Source organism: Leptospira meyeri, from assembly GCF_004368965.1.
Taxonomy (GTDB): domain Bacteria; phylum Spirochaetota; class Leptospiria; order Leptospirales; family Leptospiraceae; genus Leptospira_A; species Leptospira_A meyeri.
In genome coordinates, this window is the sequence record NZ_SORO01000001.1 from 2,301,041 (window position 1) to 2,317,622 (window position 16,582).

The following is a 16,582-nucleotide window of genomic DNA, read 5'->3' on the forward strand; positions in this document are numbered from 1 at the left end:
AAACAAACACTGTAAAGATAGACTTAACAAGTTTAAAAGTGGAGCTCTACTTACAGGGAAAATTTCAAAATGAAATCTTTGAATCTTTAGTTATGATTTCCCAATTCCACTTCCAACCATTGAATTAGATCTTTTAACATCTCACGATTGATGCTATGGCCTTCTTCATATTCCTGGTAACGAGGATGAAGTCCGATAGACTCTAAATATCCTTTCACAGATCTAGCATACTCAACAGACAAGACTCGGTCATTTGTGCCGTGAGATATAAATATTTTTTTACCCAGAACTTTTTCGGAGACTTTCACTTGTATTTTGTTTTCTTCTAAGAGTCTTCCGCTCAGTGCAATGATCCCTTTTACTTTCTCTGGATGTAATAAACCAATCGAATAAGACATGATAGCACCTTGACTAAAGCCACCAATCCAAACATTGGATTCATCAAATTGATAATTTGTTTTTAGATATTCCAAAAACTGAAGTAAGAGTTTTCTACTTTCGGCTTCTTGTTCTAAATTAATCTTAGGTTGGCCTGTCGTAAATAATACTTCATACCATCCGTAACTCCCTGTTCCTAAAATCAAAGGACCTCTTACAGAAACAACAAGTAAGGATTCAGGAAGGTAATTGGATAACGAAAACAAATCTTCTTCGTTACTACCCACCCCATGTAATAAAAGTAAAAGTGGTGGGTTTTCTATAGAAACTTTTGGTTTGCGGACTAAATACTCTAATGGCTTTTCCATTTTAAATTTATCTCTATTGTTTTGATTCCAATTTTACAGAAGTCATTGTTAAAGCACCTGCCACTGGTTTATCGTTAAAAAAGGAAATAGAATCTGAATCCAATTTTGTCCCTAAAGTATAAAGTAGAGGTAAATAATGTTCTGCAGTCGGAATGGCCCATTCGAATTCTTTTCCATGATTTCGAATTTGAATTAATGAATCGTTGTCTCCAGCCAAAATCCAATGTTTGACCTTTTCATTCACATCAAGGGCCCAATCAAATCCATATACTTCGTTCAATCTTTCCCAGGCCACCATACGCAAGTTATGTACTATATTACCACTGGCAAGAATGAGTACACCTTGGTTTCGAAGGGAAGATAATTCTTTAGCCAATTGGAAATGGGCTTCCGGCGAAATTTTATAATCCATACTTAATTGCACAACGGGAACGTCAGCTTTTGGGTAAATATGTTTGATGACACTCCAAGCTCCGTGATCCAATCCCCATTCATAATCCAATTGAACATTTTGAGATTTAACAGTAGACTGAATTAGTTTTGCAAGTTCAGGACTGCCGGGAGCAGGGTATTGGACATCAAATAATGTTTTTGGGAATCCACCAAAGTCATGTATGGTGGGAGGAATTTCCATAGCCGTTACAAAAGTTCCGTCCGTCACCCAATGTGCGGAAATACAAAGAATTGCTTTTGGTTTTGGGATGGTTTTACCAAGAGCACGCATTCCTTCCACGAATTCATTTTCCTCGATCGCATTCATAGGACTGCCATGCCCCAAAAACAAGGAAGGCAAAGTTGGGGAGTTTTCTAAAAAGGTCGAATTCTCTTTAGTTTCTGCTGAGTTCATTTGGTTTCCGGAATTTTGACATTCCGACTCCTTTATTTAGATAGTTTAATATTAAATCATTTATTGTCAATCTATTCTCTAGGTAGAAACCGAAAATTCTTCTTTTCCTGCTTTGGACTTCATCACTAAATTACCCAGGATATAATAAGGAGAAATTGAAGTGTGAAAGCAAATATAGAAAATCAGGAAAAAATTTTGTTCATCTTGAACGAACTAATCACAAACCACAATACAATATCAATCAAAGATGTTTTTTCAAATGAATACATTGTCCATACTTCAAAAAAGGATTATAAAGGTTACAAGATCATCATCAAGTGGGCTAAGGATTTACATAATTTTTTGGATAATTTGAAAATAGTAAAAATTCAATTCCTAGTTCAGACAGAAGAATTTATCGTATGGAAAAGAACTTTACGAGGAAAAATTAAACCTTCAAAGAACAAAAACTTAAAAATAGACAAATCAATTCAGTGGGATGAAATGATTGTTTCAAAATTTAAAAATGGTTTTATCACTGAAGAATGGAATAATTCCGAATTTCTGGGAGCACTGATTTCCAAACCAAATTAAAGCTTAAATTTAAAAACATTAACAAATTCATGTCGATAAAACAATTCAAAGTCAAACTTATCCTATTAACGGAGATATTCTCTTTCTATTTATTAATTTCTGTTGGTTATATCCTTTATAATGGGCTAACAGAAGAAAAAGACTTAAAATCAACTTTTGCTCTTGTACTTGGTAATAAAGTAGAACTAAATGGAATGCCCTCGGATCGCTTGCAAGCCAGATTAGATCGGGCCATTACTCTTTATAAAGAAAATTTAATTCAAAAAATAATAGTCTCTGGAGGGATTGGAAAAGAAGGGTTTGATGAAGCAAAAGTAATGAAAAAATATTTAATCTCTCAAGGCTTAGATGCAAATCTTATCATTGAAGATAATTTTGGATACACTACGGAAAGATCAGCGGAAAATTTAAAAGAAATCTTGAAATCTAATACATCGGAAACGATTCTTATCATTTCGCAGTATTATCATCTTCCTAGATCAAATTATCTTGTAAAAAGTGCAGGATTCGATAATACCAAAACATCATATGCTAGATACATAGAAATACGTGACCTATATTCTATTTTCAGAGAAACAATAGCTTTTCCTTATGTAATGATTGTTAACGCCTTTTTTAAGCATTAATATAATTTTACATAAAATACTATCCCTAGTTTTCAAATATTATTTGTTATAAAAATCACTTATGAATGAAGAAACAAATTTAAAAATAATTGATAAACAATTAAAAGCTTACAATAACAAAAAAATTGATTTATTTCTAGAATGTTGGGATAAAGACGCAAGAATCTATCTTCATCCGAATACTTTGTTAGCCGAGGGAATCGAACAAATCAAAGAAAGGCATTTAATTCGCTTTCAAGAACCAGATCTTTTTGCAAAATTAATTTCTAGAAATTATTTTTCCGATAAAATTGTAGATCAAGAATTGGTTACTCGAAATTTTCCAGAAGGAAAAGGAAGCATAGATGTATTGGCAATTTATGAAATTAAAAATGAGAAAATACTCAATGCCTGGTTTTTGATGGGAGAACCAAAGTTCTAAAATAGTCCTTTTTTAGCACAGGACCAAATTTTGTCTTTGTGTTGGCTTACTTAAAAAAAAGAATCTCTTTTTTCTTCTGAGTCCTATAATTAATAGTTGAAAGATTGTTAATATCCAATCTGATAACTCTGTTTTTAAAATATCCCATTCAAAAATTAAAAACTAACAGAAGCAGATCAAATGATAAGAGGGAAATAACATGGCCGCACCAAAGAAGAAGAAAACAAGTGGAACCAAAACAAAATCCAATTCGAAAAAGTTAGATTATCACGCCAATCCAACGCATAGCATTACACCCTTTCTTATGTTTAATGCAAACATTGAAGAGGTGGCAAAGTTCTATGCATCGGTATTTAAAAAATCCAAAATCATCACTGCCAATCCAATGCAAGGGGAGTTCATTTTAAACGGACAAAAATTTACAGCTTATAATGGTGGGCCTGAATTTAAATTCACTTGGGGCGTTTCTTTTATGATCAGTGTCGAAACTCAGAGAGAAGTTGATTATTATTGGAACGCTCTTTTGGCGAATGGCGGAAAAGAAAGTATGTGTGGTTGGCTCCAAGATCAATTTGGCATGTATTGGCAAGTAACCCCCAAAATACTTTTACAACTAATATCTCACAAAGATCCGATCAAAGCAGAACGAGCAACACAGGCTATGTTAAAGATGAGAAAAATCGACATTGCGACATTAAAAGAAGCGGTTAGTTGAATAATCTATATTCTGATCTATTTTTTTGATTCTAAATCAAAATTCAATCGGTGTATAAAGTGACATTTCAAAACCGCGAATTTCAACAGTAAAATTGTTTTGAGTATAAAATGGACCACCAAAACCTAATCTCCAAGTGACTGGGCCAAGCGGAATTTCCCAAAAGAAATAGAAACTCTTTGCAAGATTTGTTTTTGAATTAATTCTTCCTTTACCCAAACTTGATAATGCATATATTTCAAGTGCGCTCAATTGCCCATTTGCTGCACCAGCATATATCAAATAACTAAGAGGTTCGATAGATCCAGTAGAAAGATCACCTTTTAACAGCGAGTAAACTCCTAATAATTCTAAATTATTACCTGTCGAAAGATTAGATAAAAGATAAGCGCGATATGGATCACCATCAATATTCCCTGACGTCAAAAGAGAAAACCTACCTAAGTTTTCAATTTTATCATCTAATGTTCTTCCACTATTGAATGCGACAGCATTTGCAAATAATCCTAATCCATCATTAAAATCAGCTGTTCCCTGAACATTTACTTTTCCAACCCCCATACCTAGGCCAATTCTAAAACTTTCATTTCCTGCTTTTCCAAGATACAATACTGGAAGTACCATTGAATATGTTCCAAAAGTTTGGGTTTTTAGATCTACATTTTCTCTTCCACTATTTGAGTCTGTTGCAGGAGTTAGTTGGATTACTTGTCGACTATTTCTAAATTTAGCATTTCTATTCAGAATGAATAAACCCCAATATTCACCTAACTGCCATTCTTTTGACTTCAGATCATACAAAAAACTAGTATTTTCATCGACTGAATTTCTTTCTTCAGCCATTGATGCTTTACCATATGGACTTGTGATAGTTAAAGAAGAACTTAGAAATTGAACTCCAGGATTGATCGAAAAATACCTTGGACCTGTTGGATCATTATACCAACTGAATATTTTTCTTTTATTTTGTTCTGGTTTTAAAGAAGTTTCTTTTTCAGATACAATAACTGATTCTCCTTGCTCTGTTTGCGAATACAGAGGAAAGAAGAACAAAAATAAAGTTATATAAGAAAGGAAAATTTTCAAAAATATGTAGGCTTATATGACTGTTTTTTCAAACTGCAGCAATTTGTTTATCTGAAACTAAATTGTATTTCAATTTAATCTGTTCTATTTTCTCTTCCATTGACTTCCAAAGTGTTTCTTTTTCTGGATGGAAAGTACAAAGTACACCTTGTCTCACCAAATCAATGATTTCATCGATAGAAAAATCTAAGAAACGATAGAGTTTGAAAAATTCATACGTAAGGTTTACATTAAAGATATCAGGATCATCTGTATTGATACACAACATCAAACCTTGGTCGTAATAATAACGAACCGGATGGTTTTGTTCTTTGCGAACGTATTTTCCAGTAAAGACGTTTGAAGTCACACAAATCTCAATTGGAATTTTGTTTTCTTTCATATAACGAACAAGTTCTGGATCTTGGATCGCAGAAGTTCCGTGTCCAATCCTTTCCGCCTTACAAAGATTGACTGCATCCCAGATAGCCCAAGGCCCATCATCTTCGCCGGAGTGAGCCACACATCGCAAACCTGATTCGCGAGCTACTTTGAATACCTCAGAATAGTCCTTAGCAGGACCCATAAGTTCCGCACCACCAAGTCCAATTCCAATGACTTCTTTATGTTTTAATCCCAATACTCGTTTGAGATTGTTCATAGCATTTTCTGGACCAAAGGATCGAGATACATCAACTAACAATCGGATGGTGATTCCATCTTTGACTTCGATTTGACGAATGCGACTTACCATCACTTCGACCATTTCATCAAAATCTAACCCGTTTTGAATGAACTTAGAAGGAGCAAAGAACGCCTCACAATAAACGATATGATTAGAACGTAAGTAATCTGCTAAACTATCGATAAAATAACCAAGATCGGATGCTTCTTTTACCGATCCCTGTACAAAGAAGAATACCTGAATAAAACCATTCAAATCTTTGAAATTATATTTATCTTCGAATTCTTGGTCTGTAACTTCTATTCCATTTTTCTTATAAAGAAACTTTAAAGTTTCCTTATTCACACAAGCTTCTAAATGTAAATGAACTTCTGTTTTCGGAATTTCTCGAATGAAGTTGATGACATCTTGTTCATTCGGATGAGCAACCGACAAATCTCCTGCAAGTAAAGACTTTCGCTCTTTTAAAATAGATGATTCATCAGCAGGTTCCAATCCCTCTTTGGAAAGCAACCAAAGGGGAGGATGGAGGATTGGGAGTTCCATTAAAGAAACTCGCTCGTTTAACAAAGTATTGATTTGTTTATCGAATGTAAGCTGGATAGTGGGCGAGTACGGTCTGTCAGCTGGCAGGCGACTCTTCAAACGATTGAGTTCTGCAATGTCACGGTCAATGACAGCAATACGATTTAAAATCTCTGAAAAGGGAACTTCCATGTTCCAGGAAAGAATGCAAAGTTTCCTAGGTGTCTACAAGTAGATTTTTAAGCCTTTGGTGAAAATCCCTATTTAGGTTTCAAAATTCCCGTCGATAGGAATTTTGGGGGCGGAAAAGACTGGAAATTTTTTCTGAATTATGTCGTATAAATGAATATGCTCACTTCTCGCAAAACCTTCCTACCGTTTGCTCTGCCTTCGATTTCCGAGGACGCCATTGAAGAAGTCGCCCAGGTGTTACGATCGGGTTGGGTTACCTCTGGGCCGAAAGTCAAACAATTCGAGATGGAATTTGGTGACTTTGTCGGCAGTAAAGAAACCATCGCCGTCAATTCAGCCACTGCTGGCTTACATTTAGCATTAGAAGCAATCGGTCTTACTTCAGAAGACGCCGCAATTACAAGTTCTATCACCTTCACGGCTACTGCAGAAGTTATTTGTTATTTCGGAGCAGAACCCATCCTAACTGATGTTGATCCCATCAACAATCTAATGACTCCAAATAGTTTACGAGAAACAATAGAATCCAAATGCAAATGGAACGGAAAAGAACTTAAAAGTAAAAAAACAGGAAAACGCATCAAGGCGATCATGCCTGTTCACTTAGCCGGATATACCTGTGATATGGAAGGACTCCTCTCCATTGCAAAAGAATACAATTTATACGTAATTGAAGATGCAGCTCATGCCTTCCCAGCAGTTCACAAGGAGAAGATGATTGGAACTTGGGGAGATTTTACTGTCTTTAGTTTTTATGCCACCAAAGGAATCACAACAGGAGAAGGGGGAATGGTCACTACTTCTCATAAAGAAGCAGCAGAACGAATTCGAAAGATGCGACTTCATGGAATTAACCGTGATGCGTTTAACAGACCAGGTTGGTATTATGAAGTGGTTGATGCTGGTTATAAATACAATATGACTGATATCGCTGCCGCTCTCGGTGTGGTGCAATTAAAAGAATCACATGGATTTTGGGAACGTCGAACCGAAATTGCAAAACATTATAATGAAGAATTTAGTTTCTTAAAAGGAATCAAACTTCCTAAAGAAGATTCAAACGGAATTCATAGTTGGCATCTCTACCGTATTGAAATAGATCCAAAAATTGCAAAAGTAGGTCGTGATACATTAGTTGAAGAGTTAAAGGAAAGAAATATTGGGACAAGCCTTCACTTCATTCCCATCTTTGAACATCCTTATTATAAAAAAACTTTTCAATACAATCGTAAAGAATATCCAAATGCTTGTCAGATGTATGATAAATCGGTTTCACTGCCACTATTTGCCGGAATGACAAAATCCGATGAAAAAGATGTGATTGATGCAGTAAAAGATATTTTAGGATAATCAAAATTAATTGGAAGTTGGAACGGTTCGGTTCAAATAAAATTCCGGATCGTACAATTTAAGTAATTCAACTAAACCTAAAATAAAATCTGTATCTGTTCCATCAGCTTTTCTACGGAGCCAAAATCCCACCAATTCTTTCACTATTTGGGCATCAATTGATTCATCACCCTTTCTATAAACAAATCTAGATGACTCTTCCGGATCTTCATTATCTGTAAAGGCAGGATACAAAAATAAAATAAACCGATCCAGATAATATGGATCCAATCTATCCTCTTCCACTAACATCAAATATCGATCGGCTTCTTTTCTAAAAAACTTAGGATTAGAATCCAATTTCTGATAAACAATAAAAAACTCACGGGCCGTACTTCGAATCGAACTTTCATAAATGGGCAAAGTGAATGTATATAAAGTTTTGTTCGTTTTTGCCGGAAGGAGAAATTCTCTTAGTTTTACCGGAAATTCCGGATGATAATGTCCAAAGGCATTGGTCGAGTTTAATTCTAAATAGTATTTTGTATGGGGACCAGATTCGAAAATCGGAATTTCCAAATACTCTGAAAGTTTTCGAAAACTTAAAACTGTTTGGATCTTACAAAAGATTTTGTGATAGGAAATTTCCATTTCACAATACAATCCTAATTTAGGAAATTGAATCCAAGTAGACTCAACTAAATCTCGAAATTTTATTTCTTTTTCTACTTTTTTGTCAACAAACAATGAATCAACTTTTTGACTCAGAGGAGAACAAAAGAATAAAAAGAATACTGAAAAATTACTTAATTTTATAAGTAATTTCTGCAGGTAAATTTTCCCATTCAGAATTGGCATCCTTTCGAAAGTATACAGGAGAAATGGATGATTTGGAATTCAAACTTTGAAATAAAATTAAATCAGTTTCTTTTTTTTCAAAGTACCGTTTGTCCGTATTACTTCCAAGTCCCAAGTCACCAATTGGTATCCAACCATAACTCAAGAGAAAAATGGAAAGAGAATCTTGAATTGATTTTGCTTTTCCTTTTTCAAAGCGAATCATTCGAAAAGGTTGGACAGGGACTCCCAATTCTTTCATTTTATCTTTAAAATCATTAATACTAATGCTTGTTTGTCGTGCTTGATAAATTGCATCCAAATAGTCCCGGGGTAAAAGTTTTAACTCTTCTTTTGTTTTTTCATAAAAAGCAGTTACATCCCCTGGATATTCAGCTTCTTTGTCTAAATATTCATCGGTAACGTAGTATTTGATAAATTGATTCTTTGAAGAAAACTTATATTTAACAATCTGTTCTCCCGGTAAATCTTCAATAGAGAGTTTTTTCAAATGAACTCGATTTCGTTGGATGAAAGATGGCTGGTAAGCAGCATCCGAGAATTTTACACCACGAATTCTTTGTTGTTCGTTCGAAGGCGGATGGAGAATAGCAATCTGCGCCTTAGATAAAGAAACAGAATCCAATTTGAATTTTAATGATACTTCTAAGTTGTACTCTTCTTCACCAGAAGCAATAAATCTTTCTGTTTCAATGAAGGGAATGTTTTTAATTTCCTTATTTTCACGATCGACTACCCAAAGTTTGGATCCACTGAGTAAAACCCCACGCACAGAGCGAAGGTTAGTTTTAATTGAACCAGTGATTTTACCGGATTTGGTGTCGTATCGATAAATACTATTGTCAGCAGAATCCGAAATCCATAAAGATTCTCTCCCATAACAAATATCGCGTGGTCTTGTTCGATCAGTAAAAAAACCACCTATCAAAAGTGAAGAAGATTGGTCATAAATTTGAACCTTGCCAGAATCCAAATCAAGAATATAATAATAATTTCCTACGCTTGCAATACCGGCAATGTTTGAAAGTGGAATTTGAATTTTGTCGGTGATACCACCAGAATTGGGATCCAATTTCAAAATTTGTTTAGGTGCTACGACAAGGAGTTTTCCCTCTCGAGAATCAAAACTAATTCCACGTAAATTCGCCAAACCTAAGTTAAAAATTTCTTGTTCGCCGATTTCATTGATTTTGATAATGGCTCGGCGATTGGTATCAATATACCAAAAATTAACACCGTCCCAAGCAAGACCGTATGCTTTGTCTGTTAGTTTGTATTCTTTGCTCTCTTGCGCAGATATACTCAGTGATAATGCTAAAAATAAAAATAAGATACGAATCATAATTCCAATCCAATGTAATGAGTCATCAGACGAAAAATATCGTTGAGTAATGAAGAATCGTTAAACTCCGATCCTAATATAATTGGTTTTGGAACAAAAATAATTAGGAATGTTACTAACATTGTAACTCCAAAATAGAATCGAATTTTTCCAATCCCTGAAACAGAATCCCGGATGAAAGGGTGTTCCACCTTAACAACAAAATAAATAATAAAACCCCAAAGTAACCAAGTAAAATGGATTAAGGAAAAAATAAGAAAAAGTACAAATAAACGATGAATCCATTTTCGATATCCTTCACCAAACATAGAGTATATGACGTGTCCTCCATCTAATTGGCCAAAAGGCAAAAGATTTACAGCGGTGATCAAAAGTCCTACCCAGCCCGCTTTTGCGAGAGGGTGTGCTTGGATATCCATACTCGAAAGATCAATTGGGCCAAGAATCCATTGTGTTGTAAAATAAGTGAACAAACTATCTCCAAAAAATAAGAACCCGGAACGATCGAAATCAGGGGGAATTTCGATTACATTTGAAAGACTGATACCAACTAACCAAGCAACCATCGAAAGAACCAAACTCGCAGTTGGCCCTCCGATTCCGATATCAAATAAAACTTTTTTGTCAGGAATCTGTTGTTTGATTTGGATAACGGCACCCATGGTACCAATTGGTCCAATTGGCAACGGTATAAAAAAAGGCCAAGTAGCTTTCACTCCATAAAATCTTGCTGGAAGATAATGCCCCATTTCATGAGCAAATAAAATCAACAAGAGCGATGCTGAATAAGGCCAGTTACTTAAAAACATTAATTTATAATTCTCTAATGTTTGTGGTACCTGGGGATTAAGAAATATATCTGAGAATGTTAACGTAAAAAAAGTTAAGATAAATAGAAGAATGTGTATTGTTTTTTTTGATTCCAAAGTAGGAACAACCTAGAAATTTATTTCTACTTGAAAGATTATATAACCTAATTATAGAATCAATTAGAAACAGAGCTGACCACAGAAATTTGGAATAACCGATCGATCTGAACTTCATTCAGAGGGAACAGCCTTCTATGCATTTGGAAAAACTGTGTCATTTCCATTCAAATTGGCAAAGTTGTTTGGGATTTTCAGAATTTACAAAAAGAAAAATTTCTTCCGTAATTCAGGTCACAGGAATCCATTGAACAAGTGAATTTTCTGTTCCCATCCACAATCCCAATCTGCATTAAATCTTTCCCAACCTTCGGAAAAGTTGACTCGTCTAATCAGTAATTTTAAAACCAACTAATCAATGTTCGAAAATATAAGAATCATCAAAAAATTTGACCCGGCGGCAAAATCCTATTTGGAAATTGTTCTTTGTTACCCAGGTCTACATGCCCTTTGGCTTCATAAATTTGCCCATTTGCTTTATTTACTTCGATTGCCCATCATTCCAAGACTTGTAAATTACATTAGCAGGTTTTTAACTGGGATTGATATCCATCCCGGCGCAAAAATCGCACCAGGAGTTTTTATCGACCACGGCTCTGGAGTCGTCATCGGAGAAACTGCAATTGTGGGAAGTGGATCTTTAATTTTCCAGGGAGTGACTCTAGGTGGAACTGGAAAAGAATCTGGCAAACGACACCCTACCATCGGAAAAAATGTCGTCATCGGAGCGGGTGCGAAGGTCCTTGGAAATATTACAGTCGAAGACCATGTTCGCGTTGGTGCTGGATCAGTTGTTATGCGAAATGTTCCAGCCGGTTGTACTGTAGTCGGTATTCCAGGAAAAGTTGTCAAAGCTGGTGACATTGCATCTGATAGTGTAGAGCAAATGTTAGAGCATAATCAAATGCCCGATCCTATCGCAAAAGTTTTTTCTGTTCTGCTGGAAAAAGTCGAAACACAGCAACAGCTGATTAATAAACTTTATGAAAAACAACAATTACTAGAAAAATCTTCTACTGATGCACCGGAAGATGACCGTTTCATTCAAGAGTTCATTCATGGAGACGGAATCTAAAATTCTTTTAAGAGTTCTGTTTTTTTCTTTTCATACTCGTCATCTGTGATGAGCCGATTCTTTCTCATTTCCTCTAAGGTTTTTAGTTTTTCAGGGACTGATTTCCACTGATCTGTGGGAGGAGGATTCTCCTCTTCTTTTGGATATCGAAAAAGAGGAGGATTAGGCATCAAGTCCGGCAAATTAAACACAACTATGTTTCCGTAGATGGCATTTTTTGATAAGTTACTACTTTTATAAATGCTAGTGTGTTGTTTGTCTTTTAACCAAAGTTCTGGTCTATAGATAGGTTTGATTTTCGTAGGATGAAATATAACCCAGTCTTCAAATGAATATTGTGTTTGAAAACTGATGTTCGTATTAATCTCGTGAAATAACAAAACCAGTCCCTCTTCTGTCCCTAAAATATAAAAACTTGTCTTTAAAATTTTTACATTAGGAGAAAGAATATCATCGAGTTTAAAAATACACAAATATACCTTGGGTTCGGAATTTGTTACAATCCTCTCTGTAAATTTTTGAATCTCAGGAAGAAAGGATTCTGGAATCAGAACTTCCCAATCTTCATAAGCAAGAACTCCACGTTTGTACTGAATAGACTTTAGAACTGTTGGTAATTCCCCAAAATTCTTGGTATTTATTTTTAGTTTGGATATATCTTCGGGAAAAATATTCCTCCATTCCTCTTCTTCCACTTCAAAAAAAGCCAAAGATTCTGAAGAATCAATCAATTTGATTTTACTTGTGAAACTAGAACATCCCAAGATAAAAAAAATCGGAATCAATACACAGGAAATTTTTGCACTTGCCGTTAATGAATTCATGAATACATTAAAAACCGTGAAGCATTTGGTTCTTTTTGTATTGGCATTATTGTTTGCATCAAATGAAGAATGGAGTGCGCAGCACATGCCACAATTTCATATGAAGGACCAATATGGGCAATCGTATTCTGAAACCTCAGTGAAAGGAAAACCAGTGGTTCTAATGGGCTGTTTCCTTCGTGACCTCGAACTTTGCAGGAAACTTGGCAGAAAACTATATTGGAAAATGCAAAATTTGCTTTGGAAGGACAGTTCAAAAGTCCAGTTCCTTCTCTATTTAGATTTTCGTGAAACAAACAAACTTGTAGAAGATTATTTAGAAGAATCAAAAACAAAACAATACGAAAACATTCTTTTAGATCGGAAAGGACATCTAACAGATGGTCTAAGAAAAGGCGAAACGTATTTGCGAATCTACAACAAATCAGGCAAAATGATTTCATCCTCTTATCAGGAACATATGGAGAATGATCTCATCGAAGAAATATATGGTATTCTCAAAAAAGAATTATAACATAAAAAAATATCTAATCTGGACTTTTGTTTTTATCACTGTCACTAATTGTTTTCAAAAAAACGAAAGTCATTATCAATTTTGGAAAGGTTATGACCATTTACAACGTTCCATTAAGTCGACTTCCAAAAACGAAATTTATTTTGCTGCGCTTGCAGGTAGTTTAAGTGAAGAAAACGAATCTCAGCTCCAAAAAACAACGGAAGGATTTCCCTTCCTATCTCTCCATGGATCATTGGATCAGCAACAAAACTGGAATCTTCATTGGAATGAACCAGAACCACCTAAATATGATTACCTGGCCAAAGTAACATACATTCCAAAACTTTGGGAAGAGAAGGAAATTTATGCTGTGGAAAGAAAAATCATCCATAAGCTAAAAGGATACCAGCCTAGAGATTTTTTTACTTGGGTTCATGATTTTGCTTTAGCAATTGATGATCATAATGCCTATCAATCATTAAAGTCAACTTCACAAAACCTACAATTTCTTTGTGATGTGATGCAGTGCCATGTCACAGAAAATGCAGAATGGCACACTTTGGAATTTACTATCAACGAAGAAACAAAAGCGCAGTTCCCTGGTTTCTATAAACGTACTGGATCTCGGTTAGAAAAAACCAAATTAAACCTTGAAATCTGGGACAAATTTAATCCCACCCATAAATTAAAAATTACAAACCAGGGAAAAACTATCCAATTTCATTTTCCTATTAAACCACCTAAAGAATATTTTTTATCTCCCAAAGAGATTCATTTTTTGGCTGATATTGAAATCAGATCATTTGGAATCACCGCCAAAATTCAGAATTTAGAATACAAACTAAAAACAACTTTTGATAAACAAACGGATACACTAGACGGACATTTTTTACGAATTGGAAAAAAAGAGATTAGTGGAAACTTTTTCTATGTCATTCCGCAAGGTTTTGTAAACTTTTTCATCCCAGGAAATATGGATGAATACTTTAATGATTTTTTTACCTTACTCATCCAAGGAACTCAAGGACGCGGCGGATCACAAATTCATGCTACGTTTAAAAAAACAGAAAAGGGTCAAATCAATACAATCACTACTTATAATGAAACCAAACGAAAACGATTTTCATTGTTTGGTGGAGACGATTCCCAAAAAGCAAGTAACGATTTTGATTTTTTTGCTTCATGGGAAGATGCTATGTTAAAGGATTTAAAATAGAACAATAGAAAATCGGTTCAATTTTAAATTTAGTTTCAGCTAATTTTTATTAGATGGTTTAATTAGGAATTAATAAAATTTCTTAGTAGGTCTTTACCTTCTTCCGAACCAAAGGATTCTGGATGGAACTGAACTCCTTCTATTTTTAAGGATTTGTGGCGAAGACCCATGATTTCACCCTTCCCTTCTCCTGCAGAAACCCGAGCCGTAATTTCCAAATCATTGGGAAGTGAAATTTCTTTTGCAACTAATGAATGATAACGCATAATCTCTATTCCTTGTGTAAGGCCAGAAAAAACTCCTTTTCCATCGTGTTCAATGGGTGAAAGTTTTCCGTGCATAGCTATATTAGCTCGTACAACTTCACCACCAAATACTGTCGCCATTCCTTGCATTCCAAGACAAATTCCAAGCACCGGCGTTGTTTTTCCAAGTTCCTTCAATATATCCGCACTCACACCAAAATAAGCAGGGTCTGCAGGATGACCAGGGCCTGGCGAAATAATAATTTTATCATAGTTAGCTGACTTAATCCATTCAAAGGGCTTTTCGTCATTTCGGATGACATCCAATTGAAAGGGCTTCTCTCTTTCCTCGAGGATTTCTCCTACGATTTGGTAAAGATTGAATGTAAAAGAATCATAATTGTCTAAGATGAGTACTTTCATTATTGTTTCACTTTCTCCTTATTTTATCGTTCGATTCGTTTTGACATAGCTGTCCGCTATCCGACTAAGGACCTTTATGCAAATCTAAGGCTTTTCGAACGGAGGCCATTTTATTGATAATTTCTTGGTATTCATCCTCTGGTTTAGAATCAAAAACAATCCCACCCGAAGCGCGTACAAATCCTTTCTTTCCATTCACAAAAAAACTACGAATTGGAATGGCAAAAGTACAATCTCCATTTAAACCAAAACTTCCAACAGCTCCCCCATAGGGACCTCTTGGCGATTTTTCAATTCGCTCTATGATTTTCATCGATTCAATTTTGGGAGCACCTGATAAGGTTCCTGCTGGAAACGAAGAAGCAAGCCCAGAAAACATATCTTCTTTTGAAGAAAGAATCCCGACCACTTCACTAGAAATATGTTGTACATGGGAAAATCTTTTTACATCAAAACGCCTACGCACTTTTACTGTACCAAACTTTGCCACTCGCCCTACATCATTTCGGTGAAGATCAATTAACATATTATGCTCTGCGATTTCTTTAGGATCCGTTAATAGTTTACGAGCAAGGAGAGTGTCTTCTTTTGCATCAACTCCTCGTTTGGTGGTTCCAGCTAAAGGAAACGATTCCATTTCCCCTTGTCGCAACCTAAACAACAACTCGGGACTTGCACCTAAAATGGTACGAGTTCCAAATTTTACGTAATACATATGAGGAGATGGATTGATTTCTCGTAATGTTTCATAAATAGCCAATGGATTTCCATCCACTTGGTAAATTTCTTCAAATCCAATTTGGCATTGAAAGGTGTTTCCTGCTTTTACTTCTTCTAAAGCTTCTTCCACCATTTGTTTATGAACTTCCTTAGATAATCCAGCCTTTACTAAGGAGACCGTTGCTTTTGGTTTTTGTGAATTTTCTTTTTTTAGCTGTTCTAAGATTTGGTTCACTTCATGGATACGATTAGTTCCATTATCAAAATAAATGAGTTCCCCAGTAAATTTATCATAAATAAGTCCATCCAAATACAATCCGAAAATCATCGCTGGAAAATCAGGATGTGGTTTTAGTTGGAGTTTTGGCTCAAAGAATTGCATACTTTGATAACCAAGATAACCAACAAAACCACCCGCATAACTAATACTAAGCGAATTATAATCAGTAAGTTCTCTTAAAGCAAAATAAGGATTTTCAACAGGGTATTTTTTCCCATCAATTTCCAAAATACCAGGTTCTCCGAGAATGAGATGAGATGGTTGGAATCCAATCACAGAGTAACGAGAATCGTATTGATTGTCTCCTGCTGATTCTAACAAAAAACAATTTTCGTATTTCGCCTCAATGACCCGAAAGAGTTCCCAAAATTCGATTCCTTCCGGCAAAGCTAAAGAATTGTAATTGGGTTTTTTGGGGATTTTGATTTTCGGAAGTGTTTGGCTCATAAAAAA

18 protein-coding genes are annotated in these 16,582 nt (G+C 35.2%); 8 read left to right on the forward strand and 10 right to left on the reverse strand.

Translation table 11 applies throughout. The features are described 5' to 3' along the window. Window positions 1-86: 86 nt before the first annotated feature. On the reverse strand, window positions 87-746 hold the full coding sequence (locus CLV96_RS10785) for an alpha/beta hydrolase (protein ID WP_004787478.1): 660 nt from the start codon (window positions 744-746) through the stop codon (window positions 87-89). A 13-nt stretch (window positions 747-759) separates the two neighbouring features. Further along, a complete protein-coding gene (ygiD, locus tag CLV96_RS10790; RefSeq protein WP_004785468.1) occupies window positions 760-1,593 on the reverse strand; it encodes a 4,5-DOPA-extradiol-dioxygenase in 834 nt (277 codons plus the stop codon). A gap of 162 nt (window positions 1,594-1,755) precedes the next feature. On the opposite strand from ygiD, the gene CLV96_RS10795 reads away from it, so the two are divergent. The 4 genes from CLV96_RS10795 (at window position 1,756) to CLV96_RS10810 (ending at window position 3,928) form a co-directional block, all read left to right on the forward strand. Continuing rightward, entirely contained in the window at window positions 1,756-2,166 is a 411-nt protein-coding gene (locus CLV96_RS10795) for a hypothetical protein (RefSeq protein ID WP_004785851.1), read from the forward strand. Between the two features lie 29 nt (window positions 2,167-2,195). Next, window positions 2,196-2,792, forward strand: coding sequence for a YdcF family protein (locus CLV96_RS10800; RefSeq protein WP_004784082.1), 597 nt, complete (start codon window positions 2,196-2,198; stop codon window positions 2,790-2,792). A 61-nt stretch (window positions 2,793-2,853) separates the two neighbouring features. Continuing rightward, window positions 2,854-3,213 carry a nuclear transport factor 2 family protein gene (locus tag CLV96_RS10805; RefSeq protein WP_004787447.1) on the forward strand — a complete coding sequence of 120 codons (360 nt, stop codon included), beginning with the start codon at window positions 2,854-2,856 and terminating at the stop codon, window positions 3,211-3,213. A gap of 199 nt (window positions 3,214-3,412) precedes the next feature. Further along, a complete protein-coding gene (locus CLV96_RS10810; RefSeq protein WP_004786388.1) occupies window positions 3,413-3,928 on the forward strand; it encodes a VOC family protein in 516 nt (171 codons plus the stop codon). Between the two features lie 36 nt (window positions 3,929-3,964). On the opposite strand, the gene CLV96_RS10815 is transcribed toward CLV96_RS10810, so the two are convergent. Both CLV96_RS10815 and add read right to left on the reverse strand, forming a co-directional pair. Continuing rightward, window positions 3,965-5,014, reverse strand: a complete 1,050-nt coding sequence (locus tag CLV96_RS10815; protein WP_004787469.1) for a hypothetical protein — start codon at window positions 5,012-5,014, stop codon at window positions 3,965-3,967. 28 nt (window positions 5,015-5,042) lie between these two features. Continuing rightward, window positions 5,043-6,395 carry an adenosine deaminase gene (add, locus tag CLV96_RS10820; RefSeq protein WP_004786665.1) on the reverse strand — a complete coding sequence of 451 codons (1,353 nt, stop codon included), beginning with the start codon at window positions 6,393-6,395 and terminating at the stop codon, window positions 5,043-5,045. Between the two features lie 156 nt (window positions 6,396-6,551). On the opposite strand from add, the gene CLV96_RS10825 reads away from it, so the two are divergent. After that, the gene (locus CLV96_RS10825; RefSeq protein WP_004785484.1) at window positions 6,552-7,745 is read left to right on the forward strand and encodes a DegT/DnrJ/EryC1/StrS family aminotransferase; all 1,194 of its coding nucleotides are present in this window, start codon (window positions 6,552-6,554) and stop codon (window positions 7,743-7,745) included. A gap of 6 nt (window positions 7,746-7,751) precedes the next feature. Here the strand turns inward: CLV96_RS10825 and CLV96_RS10830 are convergent, their stop codons facing one another. From CLV96_RS10830 to CLV96_RS10840, 3 genes are read right to left on the reverse strand one after another with little or no spacing between them, the layout of a single operon-like run. Beyond that, on the reverse strand, window positions 7,752-8,471 hold the full coding sequence (locus CLV96_RS10830) for a hypothetical protein (protein ID WP_004784632.1): 720 nt from the start codon (window positions 8,469-8,471) through the stop codon (window positions 7,752-7,754). 55 nt (window positions 8,472-8,526) lie between these two features. After that, window positions 8,527-9,924 carry an NHL repeat-containing protein gene (locus CLV96_RS10835; RefSeq protein WP_004784087.1) on the reverse strand — a complete coding sequence of 466 codons (1,398 nt, stop codon included), beginning with the start codon at window positions 9,922-9,924 and terminating at the stop codon, window positions 8,527-8,529. Continuing rightward, window positions 9,921-10,850, reverse strand: coding sequence for a site-2 protease family protein (locus CLV96_RS10840; protein ID WP_208325391.1), 930 nt, complete (start codon window positions 10,848-10,850; stop codon window positions 9,921-9,923). Before CLV96_RS10840 ends, CLV96_RS10835 begins: the two co-directional genes overlap by 4 nt. 358 nt (window positions 10,851-11,208) lie before the next feature. On the opposite strand from CLV96_RS10840, the gene cysE reads away from it, so the two are divergent. Next, on the forward strand, window positions 11,209-11,925 hold the full coding sequence (gene cysE, locus CLV96_RS10845) for a serine O-acetyltransferase (protein ID WP_004786575.1): 717 nt from the start codon (window positions 11,209-11,211) through the stop codon (window positions 11,923-11,925). Here the strand turns inward: cysE and CLV96_RS10850 are convergent. After that, window positions 11,922-12,749 carry an LA_1326/LA_4305 family lipoprotein gene (locus CLV96_RS10850; protein WP_004785111.1) on the reverse strand — a complete coding sequence of 276 codons (828 nt, stop codon included), beginning with the start codon at window positions 12,747-12,749 and terminating at the stop codon, window positions 11,922-11,924. The two genes, cysE and CLV96_RS10850, sit on opposite strands and share 4 nt — an antisense overlap. Here CLV96_RS10850 and CLV96_RS10855 point away from each other — a divergent pair. Both CLV96_RS10855 and CLV96_RS10860 read left to right on the forward strand, forming a co-directional pair. Then, window positions 12,748-13,263: a hypothetical protein gene (locus CLV96_RS10855; protein ID WP_243836464.1), complete on the forward strand. Its 516-nt coding sequence runs from the start codon at window positions 12,748-12,750 to the stop codon at window positions 13,261-13,263. The genes CLV96_RS10850 and CLV96_RS10855 overlap by 2 nt on opposite strands. Further along, a complete protein-coding gene (locus tag CLV96_RS10860) occupies window positions 13,238-14,461 on the forward strand; it encodes an LIC10025 family lipoprotein (RefSeq protein ID WP_004784294.1) in 1,224 nt (407 codons plus the stop codon). The genes CLV96_RS10855 and CLV96_RS10860 overlap by 26 nt, the downstream gene beginning before the upstream one ends. A 62-nt stretch (window positions 14,462-14,523) precedes the next feature. Here CLV96_RS10860 and CLV96_RS10865 read toward each other — a convergent pair whose 3' ends face one another. Beyond that, window positions 14,524-15,129 (reverse strand): anthranilate synthase component II, encoded by a 606-nt coding sequence (locus CLV96_RS10865; RefSeq protein WP_004785290.1) that lies wholly within the window; start codon window positions 15,127-15,129, stop codon window positions 14,524-14,526. A gap of 64 nt (window positions 15,130-15,193) precedes the next feature. Then, window positions 15,194-16,576: an anthranilate synthase component I family protein gene (locus tag CLV96_RS10870; protein ID WP_004786906.1), complete on the reverse strand. Its 1,383-nt coding sequence runs from the start codon at window positions 16,574-16,576 to the stop codon at window positions 15,194-15,196. Between the last annotated feature and the right edge of the window lie 6 nt (window positions 16,577-16,582).